Origin of the sequence: Pelagicoccus enzymogenes (assembly GCF_014803405.1) — a bacterium.
In the GTDB taxonomy this organism is placed as follows: domain Bacteria; phylum Verrucomicrobiota; class Verrucomicrobiia; order Opitutales; family Opitutaceae; genus Pelagicoccus; species Pelagicoccus enzymogenes.
In genome coordinates this window covers 16,107-35,020 of record NZ_JACYFG010000017.1, presented here as the reverse complement: position 1 = coordinate 35,020, position 18,914 = coordinate 16,107, and the positions used below count along the sequence as shown (strand labels likewise).

At 57.8% G+C, this 18,914-nt stretch carries 15 protein-coding genes; 3 read left to right on the top strand and 12 right to left on the bottom strand.

Annotated features, from left to right (window positions below):
- The first annotated feature begins 97 nt into the window (after window positions 1-97).
- Window positions 98-1,240: an IS110 family RNA-guided transposase gene (locus IEN85_RS10105; RefSeq protein ID WP_224772532.1), complete on the top strand. Its 1,143-nt coding sequence runs from the start codon at window positions 98-100 to the stop codon at window positions 1,238-1,240.
- 723 nt (window positions 1,241-1,963) lie between these two features.
- Here IEN85_RS10105 and IEN85_RS10100 read toward each other — a convergent pair.
- From IEN85_RS10100 to IEN85_RS10065, 8 genes are read right to left on the bottom strand one after another with little or no spacing between them, the layout of a single operon-like run.
- Entirely contained in the window at window positions 1,964-2,176 is a 213-nt protein-coding gene (locus IEN85_RS10100) for a hypothetical protein (protein WP_191616978.1), read from the bottom strand.
- A 10-nt stretch (window positions 2,177-2,186) separates the two neighbouring features.
- Window positions 2,187-2,783: a cytochrome c oxidase subunit 3 gene (locus IEN85_RS10095; RefSeq protein ID WP_191616977.1), complete on the bottom strand. Its 597-nt coding sequence runs from the start codon at window positions 2,781-2,783 to the stop codon at window positions 2,187-2,189.
- Between the two features lie 29 nt (window positions 2,784-2,812).
- Complete coding sequence (locus tag IEN85_RS10090; RefSeq protein WP_191616976.1) at window positions 2,813-3,241, bottom strand: cytochrome C oxidase subunit IV family protein; 429 nt, start codon at window positions 3,239-3,241, stop codon at window positions 2,813-2,815.
- 28 nt (window positions 3,242-3,269) lie between these two features.
- Window positions 3,270-3,848 (bottom strand): cytochrome c oxidase subunit 3, encoded by a 579-nt coding sequence (locus tag IEN85_RS10085; RefSeq protein ID WP_191616975.1) that lies wholly within the window; start codon window positions 3,846-3,848, stop codon window positions 3,270-3,272.
- Between the two features lie 26 nt (window positions 3,849-3,874).
- The gene (locus IEN85_RS10080) at window positions 3,875-5,596 is read right to left on the bottom strand and encodes a cytochrome c oxidase subunit I (RefSeq protein ID WP_191616974.1); all 1,722 of its coding nucleotides are present in this window, start codon (window positions 5,594-5,596) and stop codon (window positions 3,875-3,877) included.
- Entirely contained in the window at window positions 5,589-6,323 is a 735-nt protein-coding gene (locus tag IEN85_RS10075) for a cytochrome c oxidase subunit II (protein ID WP_191616973.1), read from the bottom strand. The genes IEN85_RS10080 and IEN85_RS10075 overlap by 8 nt, the downstream gene beginning before the upstream one ends.
- Window positions 6,324-6,368: 45 nt before the next feature.
- Entirely contained in the window at window positions 6,369-6,518 is a 150-nt protein-coding gene (locus IEN85_RS10070; RefSeq protein ID WP_191616972.1) for a hypothetical protein, read from the bottom strand.
- Window positions 6,519-6,558: 40 nt separating this feature from the next.
- Entirely contained in the window at window positions 6,559-7,215 is a 657-nt protein-coding gene (locus IEN85_RS10065) for a c-type cytochrome (protein WP_191616971.1), read from the bottom strand.
- Window positions 7,216-7,709: 494 nt separating this feature from the next.
- On the opposite strand from IEN85_RS10065, the gene IEN85_RS10060 reads away from it, so the two are divergent.
- A complete protein-coding gene (locus IEN85_RS10060) occupies window positions 7,710-9,548 on the top strand; it encodes a response regulator (RefSeq protein WP_191616970.1) in 1,839 nt (612 codons plus the stop codon).
- Between the two features lie 14 nt (window positions 9,549-9,562).
- Entirely contained in the window at window positions 9,563-12,913 is a 3,351-nt protein-coding gene (locus IEN85_RS10055) for an ATP-binding protein (RefSeq protein ID WP_191616969.1), read from the top strand.
- Between the two features lie 755 nt (window positions 12,914-13,668).
- Here IEN85_RS10055 and lepB read toward each other — a convergent pair.
- The 4 genes from lepB to IEN85_RS10035 form a co-directional block, all read right to left on the bottom strand.
- A complete protein-coding gene (gene lepB, locus IEN85_RS10050) occupies window positions 13,669-14,991 on the bottom strand; it encodes a signal peptidase I (protein ID WP_191616968.1) in 1,323 nt (440 codons plus the stop codon).
- A 148-nt stretch (window positions 14,992-15,139) separates the two neighbouring features.
- Window positions 15,140-16,936 (bottom strand): translation elongation factor 4, encoded by a 1,797-nt coding sequence (lepA, locus tag IEN85_RS10045; RefSeq protein WP_191616967.1) that lies wholly within the window; start codon window positions 16,934-16,936, stop codon window positions 15,140-15,142.
- Window positions 16,937-17,050: 114 nt separating this feature from the next.
- A complete protein-coding gene (locus IEN85_RS10040) occupies window positions 17,051-18,112 on the bottom strand; it encodes a hypothetical protein (protein ID WP_191616966.1) in 1,062 nt (353 codons plus the stop codon).
- A gap of 177 nt (window positions 18,113-18,289) precedes the next feature.
- Window positions 18,290-18,883 (bottom strand): VPDSG-CTERM sorting domain-containing protein, encoded by a 594-nt coding sequence (locus tag IEN85_RS10035; protein ID WP_191616965.1) that lies wholly within the window; start codon window positions 18,881-18,883, stop codon window positions 18,290-18,292.
- Window positions 18,884-18,914: the final 31 nt, after the last annotated feature.

The following is an 18,914-nucleotide window of genomic DNA, read 5'->3' as shown; positions in this document are numbered from 1 at the left end:
CCTTGTAGGTTCCCCACCATTGATTTCCAGCTTTTTGAGCCCTTCCGAGAATGAGTCCATAACTCGTCGGAGGAAGGGCTCGAAAAGCCCTCTGCAAATGGCATTTTCAGAGGATGCCAGGATCGTTCGAACCGGCGGCCACCGGTCCGAACGCGTTTCGAGTGAGATCAATCTGCGTCCGGAGCCCTCATTGAGCGAGCTCAGCGCTGAGCAGCGATCCCTCGAAGCGACCTGGCTTGGATATCAAACAGTTGAAAGAGCCCGTCATCAAAGACGCGAGCTCACCTCTACAAGACAGATACAAGCCATGAATCCCACCGAATACGACATTATCGCAATCGACATATCGAAAGATACACTTGAAGCGCTCAGCGACAAGCGAAGTTTCAGCGTATCCAACAAAGCAGACGCCCTTAGCGAGCTGACCGACCACATCGCCACCTTCAAGACGCCCTTGGCCGTCTTCGAGGCGACCGGCGGATACGAGCGAATCCTCATGCAGCAACTCCTCGCCAAGGGCCTCCCCTTCGCCAGGGTCAACCCGGCTCGAGTGCGACACTACGCCAAGAGCGAGGGGGTCAAGGCAAAGACCGACCCCATCGACGCGCGCATGATTCGCAACTTCGCGAAAGAGAAGAACATACGACCCCAAACGCCTCCCTGCGAAAAACGCCAGCAGCTCGCCGCCCTGCTCGACCGCAGAAGCCATCTGAGCGAACAGCTAAGCCGCGAGAAAAACCGGCGGCAAAACAGCGATCCTCTCATCCACCCATCCATCGAGCGCATGATCGCGATCGTGCAGAACGAGCTTGAGACGATCGAAGAGGACATCAGGGAGCTCGTCCAAAGCGACGCGAAGATGCGCTCCCAGCAAGGCATCGCCCTCTCGGTCTGCGGCGTGGGCGAAGTCACGGCTTGGACCCTGCTCGCGCACCTCAGCGAGATCGAGTCCCTCAACAGGAACCAGATCGTCGCCTTGGCTGGAATCGCCCCCTTCAACGACGACAGCGGAAAGACCAAGAAGAAAAGACGCATCCAAGAGGGTAGAGCCAAAGTCAGACGGTGCCTCTACATGGCGACCAAAACTGCTGCGGTGCACAACGAAGTGATAAGACCTTACGTCCAGAAGCTCAGGGACAAGGGCAAGCCGTACAAGTGCGCCATCGTCGCTGGAATGAGGAAGATGCTCATACACATACAAAGCCTGTTCAAAAAACTTAACTTACAGCTTGCTCAGTGACACAGTTGCTCGGCGGTTAAAATTTACAACCCGATCAAACCAGAAACCTACCGCACAACCCGATCATCGGTGCAAATCAGTGCTATCGGTGGTTTAAACAAAATCACATCTCACGCGTCCACTTGTCTCGGCATAGCCCAAAGGGCGACGCTGGATCCGTGTTCAATGCCTGCCCTGAGCCTCGCCGAGGGCGGTTGAAACACGGTCCAGGTAGGGCGGACTGGCCCAGTCCGCCGCGGAGAAATGATCCTGCAACGCGGCTGTCTGGGCCAGACAGCCCTACCCTCTTGAAAACAGGAAACCGTTTTAATGACACCCGTCCATCTGAGCGATCTGGAAGGTCCCGCCACTTTATCAGAAATCAGCAATTAGCAATTAGCAATCAGCCATCAACAATCCACCTCCGCGTCCTCTGCGCCCTCAGCGGTTCAAAAGACACAACCAAATCATCGGTGCAAATCAGTGCTATCGGTGGTTTTAACAAAATCACATCTCACGCGACCAAGATCCGTCTTCGCCAACGACGGCTACGCCGAGACATGTGGTCCCGCCACAGTGTCGGCCATCAGTTATCGCGACCAAGGTCGCTCCTACAACCAAATCCCTCCGCGTCCATTCGTGGTCAAAACAACAATGCAGGAGCACCTCTGCGTCCTCCGCGGTTTAAAAAAAAACCGCTGCAACGAATCGTATTCCTCCAATCCAGCAGCGAGGCGGCTTGCCTTACCGCTTCTTCTTGAAAAGGAAATAAACGACTCCACCGATCATGATGAGCGGCAGGAAGCTGAGGATCGCGGTGGTGGCATAATAAGCCGCGCGGGCCTCTTCCTTGCCAACCGCGCAAACGGAACAGGCTTCCGCGGAAGCCGCTAAGCCCAGGGCTGCCAGGAAAACGATCGCTTTGCTCAGGGAGTTACCTTCGAAAAATCGTTTCATTGCGGAGTCACTAGTTGAGGTATACGAGAACGTAGAGGATGGGCCAAAGTCCGACAACGAAGTACCAGAAGGCCTGACCTGCCCGGAAGCTCTGCAGACGCAGCGTGCCCTTGCGAAACTTCAAGAAAAGCCGTACTTGAGCCACGATCGAGCCAATCGCATGCAGGGCGTGAGCGCCGATGATGAGGTAAAAGAAGGCTCCGTAAGTGCTGGACTGCAGGGTCAGGCCTTGGCTGAGGATGCGAACCCACTCGAACCCTTGGAAGAGAACGAAAAAGGTTCCCAAGCCCAAGGTCAGAAGGAAGAGCCGCTTGCTCTTGGCGCCAAAGCCTTCGTTTTGAAACACGCGGCCCGTCAGGTACATGGTCAGACCGCTGGCCAAAAGCACGACCGAATTGAAGGCAGTCGCGCCGATGGGAAGGCGCGGCTGGTCCAGGGGAGGCCATTCGACCGCGTTCGCCTTGGAAATCATGAAGGCGCTGATCAATCCCAAGAAGAACATCATCTCCGCCATGATGAAGACGATGACTCCTAGAACGCTGTTCGAAAGGGCCGGTTCGCGTACCGAACCGCCCTCGCCATGAATTCCTGCTTCCGCGTATCTCATTTCCCTCCTCCTTTGGTCAATGGTCCCGCCTAGTGGGCGTGTCCGCTGTGGTCGTCGTGAGAGTGATCCTCCGCCCCATGCGAGTCACCATGGGCTTCGCCGTGGTGATCGAAGCCCTTGTCCTCCGGCAAGACGATCGGCAGCTTTTCCCAGTTGTGCCCTTCGGACTTCATGGAATCCGTTGCGGTTCCGAAGAAGAAAACGAAGAGCAGAGCCACCATGGAGAGCAGCAAGTAAGGAGCGTAGATCTTCTCGAACTTCAGGTGCATGAAGTAGGCGAGAACGTAGTAAGCCTTGACGAGGGCGATACCAAATGCGGTCACGAGAACGAGCACGAGGCGCGGGGCCCCTTTCATGTCGAAAATCTCCGCAATTTCCGGCCCCAGCACGCTGATCACGAAGAGGACCAGCAGCATGATGTAGATCTTGAAGTAGCTTGGATGGTTTTCTGATGCCATTTCTAAAAATTCCGTATCTAAGTTGTAACTACTTCGCGATGTAGAGCAGCGGGAAGAGGAAGATCCAGACGATGTCCACGAAGTGCCAGTAGATGCCGATGTTCTCGACGCGGTGCCAGTTCTGCTCGTGCTTGATGTCCTTCTCCGCAATGATGGCCATGATCACCATGCCGCAAAGCACGTGGAATCCGTGAAGGCCGGTGGCAGTGTAGTAGAAGCTCCAGAAGTTACTGGTGAAGAGCGTGAAGCCGTGGGAAATCTCGGTGGCATACTCGTAGGACTTGAATCCCATGAACAATCCGCCGAGGCCGATGGTGTACCAAATGTACTTTCTCGCCGTCTTGGCGTCCCGCTTTTCCGCCGCAGCGTGAGCGAGGACCACGAAGTAGCTGGAAGTCAGCAGCCAAAAGGTGTTGGCGCCGCCGATGAAGGTATTGGTGTAGGCCGCGGACACTTCCCAGGAGCCGTGCAAGAAACGGTTGAGGAGGTAGGCCGCGATGAGGCCGCCGAAAATGACGATTTCAGAGCCGACTACCCACCAGACCGCGAGGCGGCCTGTCGGGATACCGGTACGGCTTCTGCCAGTTGCAATGATTTTATGACCCATTGTATCGAGAGAGGGATTAGGTTGAATTACTTGGCTGTTTCAGGCTCGTTTTGCGGCCAGTAGTCCTTCTCGCGTCCTTCGACCGAGAATTCGTAGGGACCACGATAGACTTCGGGGAGATTGTCTCCGAAGTTGCCATGCGGTGGGGGCGATGGAGCAACCCACTCCAAGGTGTTCGCCTTCCAAGGATTCGCCTCGGCCTTGCGTCCACGTACCAAGCTGACCACGAAGTTCACGAAGAACGGGATCTGGAAAAGGATGAGAACGATGAGCGAACCCGTGGCAAAGACGCGCAGGTCCTGGAAGTTCTCGGTATAGAGGTCAGGATAAGCGGTGTAACCGGCGATACGACGATGCTGACCGGCAGCTCCCAGGACGAAGAGCGGAAGGAAGATTCCGTTAAAGGGAATAACCGTTCCCCAGAAGTGAATCTTGCCCCAGAACTCGTTCATGTGGCGACCGAACATTTTCGGGAACCAGTAGTAGATCGCCGAGAAGGTTCCGATGATAGCGATCGGCACGAAGGTGTAGTGGAAGTGAGCCAAGACGAAATAGGTATCGTGCAAGTAGATGTCCGTACCGCTGGATCCGAGCCAGATTCCCGTCACGCCGCCGATCAAGAACTCGGCAATGAACGAAAGGGCGAAGAGCATCGGAGTGGTGAAGCGGATGGAGCCGCCCCAAAGGGTTCCGATCATGGCGAAAAGCATGATGGCGACCGGAATGGAAATGAGCAGCGTGGTCGTGGTGAAGAGGTAGGTTGCCCGCGGATCGACCCCGGAAATAAATTGGTGGTGAGCCCAAACGAAGAAGCTCAAAATACCCAAGCCAATGGAGCTGTAGAGGATCATCTTGTAGCCGAAGAGCTTCTTGCGAGAGAAGGTACAGATGATTTCGATCACGACGCCCATCGCGGGAAGCAGTACCACGTAAACTTCAGGGTGGCCGAAGAACCAGAACAAGTGCTGCCACATGACAGGGTCGCCACCAGCGGCCGGATCGAAGAAACCGGTGCCCAGCGTCTGGTCGAAGAGGAGCATCACCGCGCCCGCTACCAGTGGACCAACCGAGGCCATGAAGAGGATGGAGGCGATGACGATCATCCAAACGACCATAGGGATGTCGTAGAGCTTCATCCCCTTGGCGCGAGCGTTCATGACCGTAGTGATGAAGTTGATACCGCCCAAGAGAAAGGCCACGATTTCCAGCGTCACCGCTATCAACCACATGGGCGCTCCAAAGGGCGTTCCGTTGTATTGGGATTCTGCTGACAGTGGAGGATAAGCCGTCCATGCGCCGCCAAATCCGCCTTGTGGGACGAAGAAGGAAGCGATCAGCACGATGGCGCTGAGAAGGAAGACTTGGTAGGAAAGACGGTTGATCTTCGGAAAGACCATATCGTCACATCCGATCATCAGCGGGATGAGGAAGTTACCCAGAGCGGCGATCAGTACCGGCATCGCCACCCAGAAGATCATGATGGTACCATGATTGGTGACCAGCGAGTTGTAGGCCGCAGGCGAAACCACTCCGAAGAAAGGAATGGAGGAGCCTGGGAAGGCAAGATGCATGCGGAAGACGTAGGAGAAAAAGCCTCCGATCAGTCCCATCGCCATACCTGTGAACAGGTACTGGAATCCGATGATCTTGTGGTCAGTGGAGAAGCAGTACTTGCTCCAGAAAGATTCGTGGTGGCCGTGGTCGTCGTGATGGTCGACGCCAGCCGTTGCAGTTGCGGTATCAGCCATTGTTTGGCGCCTCCTTCAATTGAGATTCGGTGTTAGCGTAAGCAGTGTCTTGCTTGAGGTGTGCAGGGGTGTGTTCAGCGATCCAGGCGTAGTACTCGTCAGCCGCCAAAATCTTGACCCGAGCCGGCATGAAACCATGCCCGTAGCCGCACATTTCCGCGCACTGTACGTCCCACTCCCCTTCCAGGATGGGCTTGAAGTGGCCGAAGATCTTGCGGCCCGGCACCGCGTCTTGCTTGAGGCGGAAGACAGGGATGGAGAAGCTGTGCATCACGTCCAAGGCTTGCAGCTCGTACTGGTATTGGGTGTCCTTCTTGAGGACGAGCTCGTTGATGAGCTTGATGTCGTCGTCGGTGTCCAGAACCCCGTCCGCGCCTGCATGCTCGAAAGTCCAAGCCCACTGCTGGGAGATCACCCGCACTTGCTCGTCGTATTCCGGCATGTCGATCTTGACCTCGTGCCAGACCTTGAAGGTGTAGAAGAGAATCGCCAAATCGCAGAGGAGGATCAGGTAGTGAGGAATCTCGACAGCCTGCTTCTGCTTATGGGTTTCGCCGGTGATGTACTGCGCCTTCTGGCCGGGCTTGGCCCGAAAACGGAAGACGACGTAGAAGAAAAACGCCATGGTCAGCACGAACCAGAACATGACCAGGTAAGTGATCAGATCAAACAAGTGGTCGATGCTTCCGGCAAAGGATGATGCTCTAGGAAGAAAGTACTCTAGCATGGGAGACGGATTAGGTTAGAAACGAAGACTCAGCTGTCAGGCTGCCTAAGCGACGAGATGGAACAGATACCAGATTCCGATAATCGTGGCTGCGAACAATACAGTCCCAACCAGGGTATACTTGAAGAGACGACGCGTAATGGCGTACACGTAGTGCTCTTGTTGAGGATCAATTTCGGCGGGCTCTTCGCTCATTTTTCTGTCAGGCGGTTAGAAGGAGGAGAAAAGTAAGGTCTTACTTGTTGAGAGACTGGATGTAGGCGACCACGTCCTTAACGGCTTGCTCGTCAGCCAACATCATGGCCATCGGACGCATCTGAGCTCCCGTGGTGTCCTGCGGGTTGGAGCCGCGTACGCCTTCCTTGAACTTGTGCAGCTGGGCCGCGAGGTACCAGTCGTGCTGGTTGAGAAGCGACGGGGAATTGAGCAGGTCGTTGCCCGAGCCGTCCGCTTGGTGGCAAGCTTGGCAAGTGGCGTAGAGCGTCTTGCCGCGTTCCGCGTTGCCGTCGGTGATCGTGGCTTCCGCTGGCTTCGGCTCCATGGAGGCGATGTACTTGGAAACCGCAGCGATGTCCGCTTCGGACGTCAGCAGGGTCGCCATGGGGCGCATTTGCAAACCAGTCGCATCCTTGGGGTCCCCGCCGCGGTGACCGAGCTTGAACTTCTGGATCTGGTTGGCGATGTACTTCTCGGAAAGCCCCGCGATCGCAGGAGCGTTCAGCAACTTCATTCCGGAACCGTCCGCCTGGTGGCAGGCCACGCAGTTCGCGTAGAGCTGCTTGCCACGCTCGTCGTTAGCGTGGGAAACGGCGGAAACCAGAGACGCCAAAACTCCGACCATCGCGAGTCGGAGTCCAGTCTTCGAAGTGAGAGACGAGATAATCGATTTCATATGTCAAAAGTGAGGCCGCCCAGACGAAAGGACCGGAGGGACATGGTTTGAGTGGTAGTTGTTAAAACTCTGTGTTCGTCTTGGCGCAAGTATCCCCTTGGAAAGGGAACGGAAAAGTAGGCACGACAGGGCAGGCAAACCGCTGTCAGAAAGGGGGCTAATACCCTTTTTGACCCCTTCGATGTCAAGGCTAAAGCCCTTGAGATTTAAAGACATAGTTCGGCCTTGCTTCAGCGACGATTCAAAGGGCCGCCCGGTTCCATTCCGAGGTCGGCCCCTGCCCGTAATCGGGGTGATTCGTCCCTGAAAATTCTACCTAGGCGGGTAAAACACCTTTCAAAAGCGCGAGGGCTGGGCCCCTTACGCTCAGAAAGCTGGCGGAGACGCCGAAGTCTAGGCCTTATCAAACGCGAGGATTCCCATCCTACGTCCCCATCCCTGACTCATATCTTATCGCTAATGCTACGACTCGCAGCATGCCCACTGTTCCGTAAATGAGCGAGCAGCGTTCCAACGCGCTGCCTCGGCGCATCATCGTTATCGATGATACCGAATCGATTCATTCCGACTTCGAGAAAGTGCTCTCTCCCGCCAGCTCCAGCGAGAGCGAACTGGCCCTCGAGGAGCTGGACCGCCTCATGTTCGAAGAGGAGACTCCCGCGGAACCGATCAGCGGCACCCAGTTCGATTTTGAAATCGGCCACGCCTACCAAGGCGAAGAGGGATTGCAGCGGATCTTGGACGCGCGAGAAGCAGGCGCCCCCTACTCCGTAGCCTTCGTCGACATGCGCATGCCGCCCGGCTGGGACGGATTGAAGACCGTCGAGGAAATATCCAAGGCGGACCCGCACATCCAACTCGTCATCTGCAGCGCTTACTCAGACTACTCCTGGCGCGAAATCATCGAGCGGGTCGGGCATACGGATCGACTGCTCATCTTGAAAAAGCCTTTCGACCACGCCGAGGTCTACCAACTTGCGGTCGCCTTGAGCGAAAAGTGGCATACCGAAAAGCAGACCCGGGACCTGCTTGCCGCTCTCGAACAGAAGGTCGAAAGGCGCACCCAACAAATCTCCGAAGCGAACCAGCAGCTCAACGCCCTCAATTCCGAGCTGCAAGTCGCGGTGGCCGAAGCGCGGGCGGCGGAACGGGCCAAAGGCCGCTTTCTCGCGACCATGAGCCACGAGATCCGCACCACCCTCAACGGTATCATCGGCGCCTCTCACATGCTCAACCACAGCTCCACCCTCCCGGAGTCCGATCTCGAGTTCGCCAATATCATCCAAAAGAGCGGCGACGCCCTGATGATAATCATCAACGACATCCTCGACTACTCGAAGTACGAGAGCGGACAGCTGGAACTGGAGAAGATCCCCTTCTCGCTCAAGGAGCTGGCCAAGGAATGCACCAGCCTGATGGACACCGCCCTCACCCGGATGAACATCAAGCTCGAGCTGCAGCACGACGACAAGCTGCCCGAGCTGGTGGTGGGCGATCCCGCCCGCATCCGCCAAGTCATCCTCAACCTGCTCAACAACGCCTTCAAGTTCGGCCGCGACGGCACCGTAAGCCTCGCCATCAAAGCGGACGCGATCAAGGACACGTCCGTCGCGCTCCGCATCGAGATTCGAGACCAAGGCATCGGCATGTCGCCCGAAACGATCGAGCGCCTCTTTTCCGCCTTCATGCAGGCCGACTCCTCCACCACCCGCGAATACGGCGGCACCGGGCTGGGACTTGCCATTTGCAAGCTTCTGGCTGACGCCATGTCCGCCCGGATCGACGTGACCAGCGAACTGGGCGAAGGCTCCTGCTTCGCCTTCTTGCTGGAGCTGCCGCTTCCCGAAGACGACGTGCAGGGCGTGGCCATCGAAAAAAGCCAGACCCTGACCGAAGAGGCTGCCAGCGTGCGCAAGGCAGTGCAAAAGGACTTTGGCGAGAAACGAGTGCTGCTGGTGGACGACAACGCCATCAACCGCAAGCTCGGCAAACGCTTCCTGCAGCAAATGAAGGTGCACGTCACCCTGGCCACCAACGGACGCGAAGCTTTCGAGACCGCCACCAGCAACGACTTCGACCTCGTGCTCATGGACCTGCAAATGCCGGAACTCGACGGCATGGAGGCGACGCAAAAGATTCGCCAGTCGACGGCGCCTCGCAGCGAAGTGCCCATCGTGGCCCTCACCGCCAACGCCTTTTCCGACGTGCGCGAGCAGTGCAAAAACGCCGGCATGGACGACTTCCTCACCAAGCCGCTGCGCGTTAACGAGTTGGCCGAGACCCTCGAGAGGTGGATCAGCGGGGCCGCAAAGTCCTCCCACTCTTCCAACTAAAGGTAATCCGCAAGATGAAGCGCCTCCTCGCCCCTCTCCTGCTCGCCCTGATCGGCACCTTGAGCGCCGACACTCTCTCGCCTCCAAGCCCCCCTCGCCTGAACGGGATTCCTTTTTACCAAATCTACGAAGAGAAGGATATCGAGAACAGCTCCCGCTCCAACTTCATCACGACCGCTCCCGACGGGCGCCTGTTCTTCGGCTGCGAAAACGGCCTGCACACCTTCGACGGGACCCGTTGGAAGCACGTGCTCAGCACCCCTTCCACCCAAGACAAGATCCGCTCGCTCTACTGGACGGAGAACGGCGTCTACGCTGCCGGATACGGCACCATCGGAAAAATCGACTTTCAAAACGAGAACGGCATCCGCCTGCAGCCCATCAACGACAAGCCGCTCACGAAGTACAGCAGCGAGTTCTACTCCAAAATCCTGCGCCAGGGCGACACCCTCTACTTTCTAGGAGAACGGAGCGTCGCCTACCTGAACCTCGCCACCGAAGAGTATGGCGCCATCGCCTTCGACTCATGGGTCAAAGGCTCCGCCATCTACGGGGACAAGCTGCTGCTCGCGACCACTCGGGACGGGATCCTGGTCTTCGAAGGCAAAGACTACGCCCCGCATCCCGCCTTCAAGGAATTCGTCGACAAGCACGTAATTCTCAAAATCGAAACGAACCCATCCGGCGAAACTTACTTCACCACCGAGAGCAACGAGATCTATCGCATCGCCGCCGATGGGCAACTGGCCGACTACAGCCCCTTTCCCTTCCAGGCCGGCGGCGCCATACGCGATCTCGAGTTTATTTCCGAAGACCGGCTCGCCATCAGCGTTGCCCACAAAGGTATCTACTTCGTGAACCGCGAAGGACGAACCCTATCTACCCTCGCTCGCGACTTCGACTACCGCTGGGTCAGCGCTAACGCCCTCCACCTCGACCAAAACCAAACCCTCTGGGTCCAATTCAATTCCACGGTCGGCAAAGTCATCGTCAACAGCGCCCTCTCCCAGATCGACGAGCGCCTCAGCACCGGCGTCGAATATCCCATCGCCCACGAAGTCGACGGGCAAATCTACCTCCGCACCAATGGGAGGCTCCTCAAACCCGACTTCAGCGAACATGGCAGCCTGCAAGGCTTCGTCGATACCACGCCGGAACTCGACCGTTCCATCGTCGCCGCCTCCGCCACCCGCGACGGCATCTACTTCCAAGGAGGCAAGTACACCCACCTTTTGCAAAAGGGAATCGCCCGCGAGCTGGGTAGAACCGGGTACATCGAGCGCATGACCCCCTTCGAAAACGATCCCGATACCCTTTTCGCCGCCACCGCCGATTCCCTCCTCGTCCTGCAGCGTCAGGGCGAGCAAATGAAGATCCTCAGCGAAGTTCCCCACCAAGCCGGCCATATCAACAAGATCGCTCGCGCGGCAGACGACACCTTCTGGCTGGAGATCGGAATCGGACAAGTTGGGAGGGCCCGCGTGCAGGGCGGAGCTATCGAGTACCAGCTTTTCAAGCAAGAGAGCGGACTCCCTACCGACTGGATCGCCGTCTGGGAACACGAAGGAGAAGTCCTCTTCACTAGCAGCAAAGGAATCTTCGAATTTCAGCCCCGCGGCAACGCTTTCGCAAAGTCGAGCATCATCGAGGCCTACCTCCCTTCCACCGGCATTTTCCACCGCGTCGCGACCGACCCGAAAGGAAACATCTGGGCGTCGTATGACAGTTTCAACTACATCCTGTGGAAGCAAGAAGACGGAACCTACCTCAAGGACTCGAGTTCGCTCAGACACGTCGGCGACCAATTCTTCAACCAGTTCAAGTTCCTCTCCAACGGCGACGCCCTACTCCTCACCGCCTCCGAACTCTTCCACGTCAACGGCTCCCTGTTGGCTCCTCCCCGCGACTCGCCTAAGCAAGGCCTCTTCCTCTTCGAAGTTTCTGACATCGAAGGCTCCTCCACCTACTACCAAAATCCTGGCCATGGCAACAACCCGGAGAAGCTCGAGCTGGCAAGCGACCGCCGCAGCCTCTCCATCCGCGTGGGGAGCACCAACTCCGCCACCGTCAAAGTCCCGCAATACCAGTACCTGCTCGAAGGAATGTCGAGCGACTGGTCCAAATGGAGCACCTCCAACGAAATCAGCTTCACGCGCCTCGAGGCCGGCGACTACACCTTGAGAGTGCGGTCCCGCTCCAACGAATCGACCGCCCCTCAGGAACTAACGGTCGCCCTCTCCATCGCTCCCACCTTCTTCGAGACGCCGCTCGCATACCTTTGCTACATCCTGCTTTTCCTCGCGCTACTGTATTTGGGATACGGGCTATTCGCCCAAAACCTGAAGAAGACCAACTTCAAGCTGGAAAAGATGGTAGCCGAGCGCACCCAGGAAATCGAAAGCAAAAACAGCGAGCTGCAACGAAACGCCAACGAACTCTCGACGACCCTCGAAGAACTTCGCAGCGCCCAAGACTTGCTGATGAGCACCTCGCGCAAGGCGGGCATGGCCGAGGTCGCCACCAACGTGCTGCACAATGTCGGCAACGTGCTCAACAGCATCAACGTGGCATTGCTGTCCCTTTCGGAGCGGCTCTCCCAGGAAAGAGTGAGCAAGTTGGTTCGTGTATCCAAAATGATAAACGAGCATCAAGATGACTTGGCGGACTTCCTGACCAATGACCCCAAAGGCAAAGCCATCCCGGCCTACCTCACCCAACTTTCTGCCGTGCTGAGCGACGACAATTCCCACTACCGCGTAGATGTGGAATGCATGCAGGAAAACATCGAGCACGTAAAAAAGATCATCGCCACCCAACAGGCCCACGCCAAAACCGTCGAAGTGCTGCAGGCGGTGAAGATCGAAGAGCTGATAGACGACGCCTTGGAGATGATCACGGGGGACCTCGAACACTCCCTCTTCGAAATCGTAAGAGACTTCGAACCGGAACTCGAGATCGAGTCCGACAAGCACAGCCTCCTGCAAATGGTCACCAACTTCATCAAGAACGCGAAGGAGTCCATCATCGAATCGCAAAAGCCCCTCGGGTTGATCTACCTATCCGCCCACCGGATCGACCAAGGCGCCAACGTTCGTATCCAGATTACGGATAACGGAGTCGGCATCTCCGAAGAAAACGAACGCAAGATCTTCACCCATGGGTTCACTACCAAACCCGACGGACATGGCTTCGGCATGCACAGCTGCGCCAACGCGGCCAAGAACCTGGGCGGACACCTGCAAATCAGCAGCGAAGGCCTCGGCAAAGGCGCAACCGTAACGCTGACCCTACCTTGCGCCCCTTCTCAGCGAACAAAGCCGAGGATTAAGGAACTCCCCAAGGAAACGTCCTACTCCCGCAACTAGGCCAGAACCAAGAGCCGTCTACTATTTCGGGTATTTGTAGGGTTGGACCTTGGTCCAGACCGCGTCGCGCGATTGAGGCTTGCGGTAGGGTGGCTTGTCCCAAGACACCGTTGGACTGGTTTGTTTTTAACCACCGATAGCTCTGATTTACTCCGATGATCGGCTTGTGTGGTTTAAACCGCGGAGGACGCAGAGGACGCGGAGGTGGATTGTTGATGGCTGATTGCTAATTGCGGATTGCTGATAAAGTGGCGGGACCTTCCAGGTCGCCCAGATTTTCGGGTGCCATTAAAACTGTTTCCTGCATGCACGAGGGTAGGGCTGTCTGGCCCAGACAGCCGCGTTGCAGGATCATTTCTCCGCGGCGGACTGGGCCAGTCCGCCCTACCAGGACAGTGTCTCAACCGCCCTTCGGCGAGGTTCAGGCTCTGCGACGGAGGATTTGAGGACGCGGAGTTTTTTGAGCATTATTAATTACGGATTACTGATTGGAGTTCTCCTGCAGCGCGGACGACGTGGCAGTCGTCCCTCCATTATTTTTGCTCTGGAGGGACCGGTGCCACCCGGTCCGCATCGCCATGAGAAACAGATTAATTTTGCGGTACGCGTGCTCATGACGAGGCCTAGCGCGAATACGAGCGACGCCCGTTGTCACGCGATGATTCGCGTCAATCCAAAGGAAAAAGCGCTAAGCGCTGACCTCGGCGCACCGTCGGCAGGCTCACGGTCTTCGACAAGGCCGCTTCCTACAGACCCTACTGGGCCAAACCGAAACGTTTGGTGAAGGGGTAATAAATCATGACCGGACGCCCTACGACCGCATCCGGCGGAACATACCCCCAAACGCGACCGTCCGAGCTATTGTGGCTGTTGTCGCCGATGGCAAAGAAGTGCCTCTCCGGCACGGTTTGCTCGGTCGATAAATCGACCGCTAAGGGACCTCGTCCCTTCATCGTGGTGTAGCCCCCGTAGTTGTCTTGCATCTTGGAATTCTTGTCGAACGCCACCGATCCCGTCGCCGGCTCCCCATTCACGTACAAGGTCGTGCCTTCGATCTTAACCCTGTCTCCTGGGGTGCCGACCAAGCGCTTGATGTAGAACTTGTCCTCGGCCACTGAAGGGATGGTGTCCGTCTTGAAGACAAAGCCGTCACCAACTTTTGGTGACACGAAATGGTAGGACATGCGGTCCACGAAAAGCTGGTCGCCGGTCATCAGGTCGAAGGACAGCAGACTCTCCCCTGCTTCGACTTGACGGCCCGTGCGCAGCAGGTGGACCGTCACGTTCACGTTGCGTCCGGAGCGCGGGTCGTAGACCACCTCGTTCGCCGTGCCGGCAAAGGCATTCTGGTTGAGGCTGCCCCGCTCCAACAAGCGATCGAAGGGCGATTCCTCGTCCGCTTCCTGCAAGGGCAGCAAGACTTGGCGGTCCATGTTGAAATCCGCCGGGTACTTGAAGGAAACGCTTTCCTTGCCCACGTAGAGCACCCGCTCCACGCCGGGAGCGTTCATGACGAAATAGCGTTTCACGTTAGCGGGCCGCTCGAAGAGTCGATAGGATCCGCTGCCGGTCTTGACCATAGGAATCAGCAACTCGCCGCTAGCAGGAGCCTCCACCTCGTAGTGCTTCGCCCCGAAGGCCACGAAGCGGAAGGCCTTTTCGATGGCGTTCGGCTTCTCGTCCTCGTCCGCGTAAACCTCGCCCGTCATTCCGTAGTAGCTGGGCCACATCGAATTGGTCGGAATCTTGAAGGGCTTGATGAAAAAGGTAGTGAAGCCGACGTAGATGATAAGGGCCGCGAAGAAGAACTCCACGTTCTCCGCCATGGAGCCGCGCGGATAGTAGTTCCCTCCCACCTGCTCCATGTGCTCCTTCAAGGATTCGATGGAGGAGCGCAAGCGGTTGTCGGACGACTCCGACTTGTCCTTCATGCCAGCCTTCACCTCTTCGCTCCTCCGCAGCAGCTCGGAAACGTCGGAATCGCTCAAGCGGTCCTTGCGAAAGTGGTAGACCTTACCCGCGTGGTAGAGCCAGTTCTTGGCGGTTTCCCGCAACTTGGTGGATTCGGATTTAAACAAGGAGAACATAGGGCTTCGCTTGAGGAAAGCCAGACACTGGCCAGCCCGCTTCGATCCCGCGAGCGAAAAAAACAAGTAGGAGCGACCTTGGTCGCGAAAGAAACCAACTGAAACGAGAAATAATCGCGAGCAAGCTCGCTCCTACTCACTAGTCGTTCTTCAACACCTTGATGAAGGCGTCGGGCGGAATGGATACGTTGCCGATGTTCTTCATCTTGCGCTTACCCTCCTTCTGCTTGTCGAGGAGCTTGCGCTTACGAGAGATGTCGCCGCCATAACACTTGGCCGTCACGTCCTTGCGCATGGTACGCACGTTGTCGCGAGCCACGATCTTGCCGCCGATCGCCGCTTGCACCGCGATCTTGAAGAGGTGCGGCGGAATGATGTCCGCCAACTTCGTGCAGAGCTCGCCTCCCTTGGTGTGCGCCTTTTCGTTGTGCACGATGGAGGAAAACGCGTCCACCGGCTCGCCGTTGACCAAGATGTCCATCTTGACCAGCTTAGCTGGACGGTATTCGCCGAGCTCGTATTCCATGGAACCATAGCCGCGGGTGATGCTCTTCAGCCGGTCGTTGAAGTCGACCAGGATTTCGTTGAGCGGCAAAATGCACTCCAAAATCAGACGGGTGCCATCGAGCGTGTCGGTGCGTTCGCAGGAGCCGCGCTTTTCCATAACGAGCGCCAGGATGTCGCCGACGCAATCGTTGGGAACGTGGATGTGAGCCACGATGGTAGGCTCGAAAATCGTTTCGATGTGCGACGGGTCCGGCAGGTTGATCGGATTGTCGACTTCGATCTCTTCGCCGTTCGACTTCTTAACTTTGTAAACAACGCTCGGATACGTGGAAATGATATCCACCCCGTACTCGCGGCGAATGCGTTCCTGGATGATCTCCATGTGCAGGAGGCCAAGAAATCCGCAGCGGAATCCGAAACCAAGCGCCACCGAACTCTCAGCCTGGAAACTGAAGGCAGCGTCGTTGAGCTGTAGCTTGCCCATGCTGCTCTTGAGCTTCTCGAAATCCTGCGTCTCCACAGGATAAATGCCGCTGAAAACCATGGGCCGCACTTCCTTGTAGCCGGGAAGCATCTGGGCGGCCGGGTTGGCGTTTTGCGTGATGGTATCGCCCACCTTGATATCGGCCGGGTTCTTGATGTTGCACACCAGGTAACCCACGTCGCCCGCTTGCAAGGAATCCACCTTCTGCTGGGCCGGAGTGAACACGCCAACCTCCTTCACCTCCGCTCGGGTGTGGTCGCTCATCATGAGGACTTGGTCCTTGGGCTTGATCGATCCGGAGAAGACGCGCACGAAGGCGATCGCCCCGCGGTAAGCGTCGTAAACGGAATCGAAAACGAGGCAACGGGTCGCTTCGTAGTCGGACCAGCGCGGCGGAGGGATGCGGGTAACCACCGCTTCCAGGATATCCTCGATCCCGATTCCCGTCTTTCCGCTGGCGAGAATCGCATCTTCGGCAGGGATGGCCAACAGGTCCTCGAGCTGCTGCAAGCAAAGCTCGAGGTTGGCGCTGGGCAGGTCGATCTTGTTGATGACCGGAATGATGGTCAGCCCCTGCTCTTCCGCGAGGTGAGCGTTGGCCACCGTCTGGGCCTCCACGCCTTGGGCGGCATCGATCAGGAGCAGGGCGCCTTCGCAAGCCGCCAAGCTGCGAGACACTTCGTAGGAAAAGTCCACGTGCCCCGGAGTGTCCGCCAAATTGAGCTGGTAAGTCGTGCCGTCCTTGGCCGGGTACACGAGGGTCACTGGATGGCTCTTGATGGTGATGCCACGCTCGCGCTCCAGGTCCATAGAGTCGAGGTGCTGGGCCTCGAGAACACGCTGGGCAACCGTGTTGGTGTATTCCAGCAGACGGTCGGACAGAGTCGTCTTCCCATGGTCCACATGGGCAATGATGCTAAAGTTGCGCTTATTTACCGTCTCCATTCGAAAAGCGGATGAAGTTGAGCGCTCCCCGATACGCTTTCAAGTCGAGAGTTTGCCTAATACCTCTTAGAAACGCCCCAGGCTCCTCGGGAAAAAACGCCGCAGCAGCCCAATCTACCGCTGCAAGCTCCCGTCGATGCCAAACTCCTTGGGCTCCCCGAAGAGGGCTAGCAGCTCCTGGCGTTCCGCAAGCGGAATTTCGGGACTTTCTCTCACGTAGGCGATCGCGGCCCGTCGATCCGTGGCCGCCCATTGCTTCACCACCAGCGACAAGGTATTCGCCCGCAAATTTTCGTCCCAAAGCGATTCCGCCCAACTCACCGCGACCAGCGGGCTTCGCTCCGCCAGGTAGGGATGAGTGGCGAGGGCGAGCACGCCGGTGTCCAACTCCGCGGCGGGTTCCCTCCCCTCCATCCACTCCGCGGCCTCCAGCGGGGCGCGGGCAACCCACTGCTGCAAAGCCTGCCTCATGACCTCCGACCGCTGGCGGCCTTTCGGCAATTCATCCGCAAACTCAGCCAGCCCCCCCGGATCAACGCCGCCCCAAGTCGCGGTCACCACTGAAAACGCGGCTTCGCGCTCCTGGGCATTGTCGATGGACATGGCGCTGGAAACTGCCGCTTCGGGCTGAAAGCGGGCCCATTGGGACAAGCCGGCTTCCAGCAACACCGCACGCTGGGCGGCCTCCCCTTCCGCTCGGGCGAAGCCCACCGCGTCCCCGAAGTGCCCGTGCTGGGCGAGAGCCGACACCAAACTCAATTTGGCGCGCCGCAGGGCCGCTCCCTCCAAGGCAGCCTCCTCCACCAGAAAGTCCATCACCTGGAGGGCTCCCTCCGGCTCGATCGCCGCCCCGCGCAGAGCGGCGAACAAAGCGCCTTCCCGCTCCTCCAGAGCGAAATCGGCCGCGTATCGGGCTGCGGCCAAGGGGTCTTGGCGGGCCCAGCCTTCTAGGGCCGCTCGCTGCAAGCTGAGCCTGTCTTGCTTGAAACGGGCCAAGCCCGCCCGTCGCATGGCCCCTAGCGGATCGGTCTCCGCCCATTCCCGCAGTTCCAAGGTCTGACGCTCGAGCAAGGCTCCGAAGAGCGTATTCCGCTCGAGCTCCGCCGGCGGGCTGGCCAGCGACTCGACCTCGACCGAGTCCTGAGTGGCCCGGATCGAACCAGAGGGCGCAGGCAAAGAGGAACGAGGCTCGGTAGAAACGCGTTCCAGCCCTGGTTGAGCCTGGCTTGCTCCCCACTCCCCCGTTCCTGCGCTAGCGCTCCAGCGCCCCGCAACAAACGACAACAAGCAGCCCCCAAAAAGAAGGCTGCTCACCACCGCAAAACGTAGCTTACCCGCAACGACCGACATTGTTTAGCCGCTACGCGAGCAACGACGGCCGATCGCCAAAAGCCCGAGCATGGCGCCCCCTAGCAAGGCCGCAGAACTTCCCGCATCGGGAACCTGCTCCACCGCGGAAGCCCCGCTGGAGGAAACGTCCATCGAGAGAGAATAAAAGTTTCCGACCTCGCCCTGCGCTCCAGAGAGGGAGGTGAAAACCTCGCCTGCGAAAAAGTAGCTCCCCGTCGCCCCATCGAAGACCGCCAAGCCCTCGGGGCCCAGCACTGGATCGAAGTCATTTCCAATCAAGGCGTCCCCACCTAGCTTGAACGAGAGGCCCTCCAATTCCGAAAGCCCCAGCGTGAAGGCCCCCACCAGCGAGTTGCCGGAAAAGCTGAGGCTGAAGCTCGTGATCTCCTCGATCGCGCTTGGGAGAGCGAACGGAAGGTGGGAGAGGTAACCGTCTCCATTGTCGTCGTCTCCAGAAAAGCTTCCCGTCAGGGTGGCTCCTTCCGCGAAACCGCCTTGCGAAAAGGTGAAGCTAAGGGCGCTGGCGCTGGAGCAAGCGATCCCCGCCGCGAGTACGCCCGCTAGAATCCGAGCGCGTTTCTTTAAGTTCATATTCATTGTGTTGTAGGTATAGGATTCGAAGGCGGGA

Coding starts and splice junctions, on each gene's coding strand:
- IEN85_RS10105 (WP_224772532.1), top strand. CDS start 98: ATGGCATTTTCAGAGGATGCCAGGATCGTTCGAACCGGCGGCCACCGG.
- IEN85_RS10100 (WP_191616978.1), bottom strand. CDS start 2,176: ATGAAACGATTTTTCGAAGGTAACTCCCTGAGCAAAGCGATCGTTTTC.
- IEN85_RS10095 (WP_191616977.1), bottom strand. CDS start 2,783: ATGAGATACGCGGAAGCAGGAATTCATGGCGAGGGCGGTTCGGTACGC.
- IEN85_RS10090 (WP_191616976.1), bottom strand. CDS start 3,241: ATGGCATCAGAAAACCATCCAAGCTACTTCAAGATCTACATCATGCTG.
- IEN85_RS10085 (WP_191616975.1), bottom strand. CDS start 3,848: ATGGGTCATAAAATCATTGCAACTGGCAGAAGCCGTACCGGTATCCCG.
- IEN85_RS10080 (WP_191616974.1), bottom strand. CDS start 5,596: ATGGCTGATACCGCAACTGCAACGGCTGGCGTCGACCATCACGACGAC.
- IEN85_RS10075 (WP_191616973.1), bottom strand. CDS start 6,323: ATGCTAGAGTACTTTCTTCCTAGAGCATCATCCTTTGCCGGAAGCATC.
- IEN85_RS10070 (WP_191616972.1), bottom strand. CDS start 6,518: ATGAGCGAAGAGCCCGCCGAAATTGATCCTCAACAAGAGCACTACGTG.
- IEN85_RS10065 (WP_191616971.1), bottom strand. CDS start 7,215: ATGAAATCGATTATCTCGTCTCTCACTTCGAAGACTGGACTCCGACTC.
- IEN85_RS10060 (WP_191616970.1), top strand. CDS start 7,710: ATGAGCGAGCAGCGTTCCAACGCGCTGCCTCGGCGCATCATCGTTATC.
- IEN85_RS10055 (WP_191616969.1), top strand. CDS start 9,563: ATGAAGCGCCTCCTCGCCCCTCTCCTGCTCGCCCTGATCGGCACCTTG.
- lepA (WP_191616967.1), bottom strand. CDS start 16,936: ATGGAGACGGTAAATAAGCGCAACTTTAGCATCATTGCCCATGTGGAC.
- IEN85_RS10035 (WP_191616965.1), bottom strand. CDS start 18,883: ATGAATATGAACTTAAAGAAACGCGCTCGGATTCTAGCGGGCGTACTC.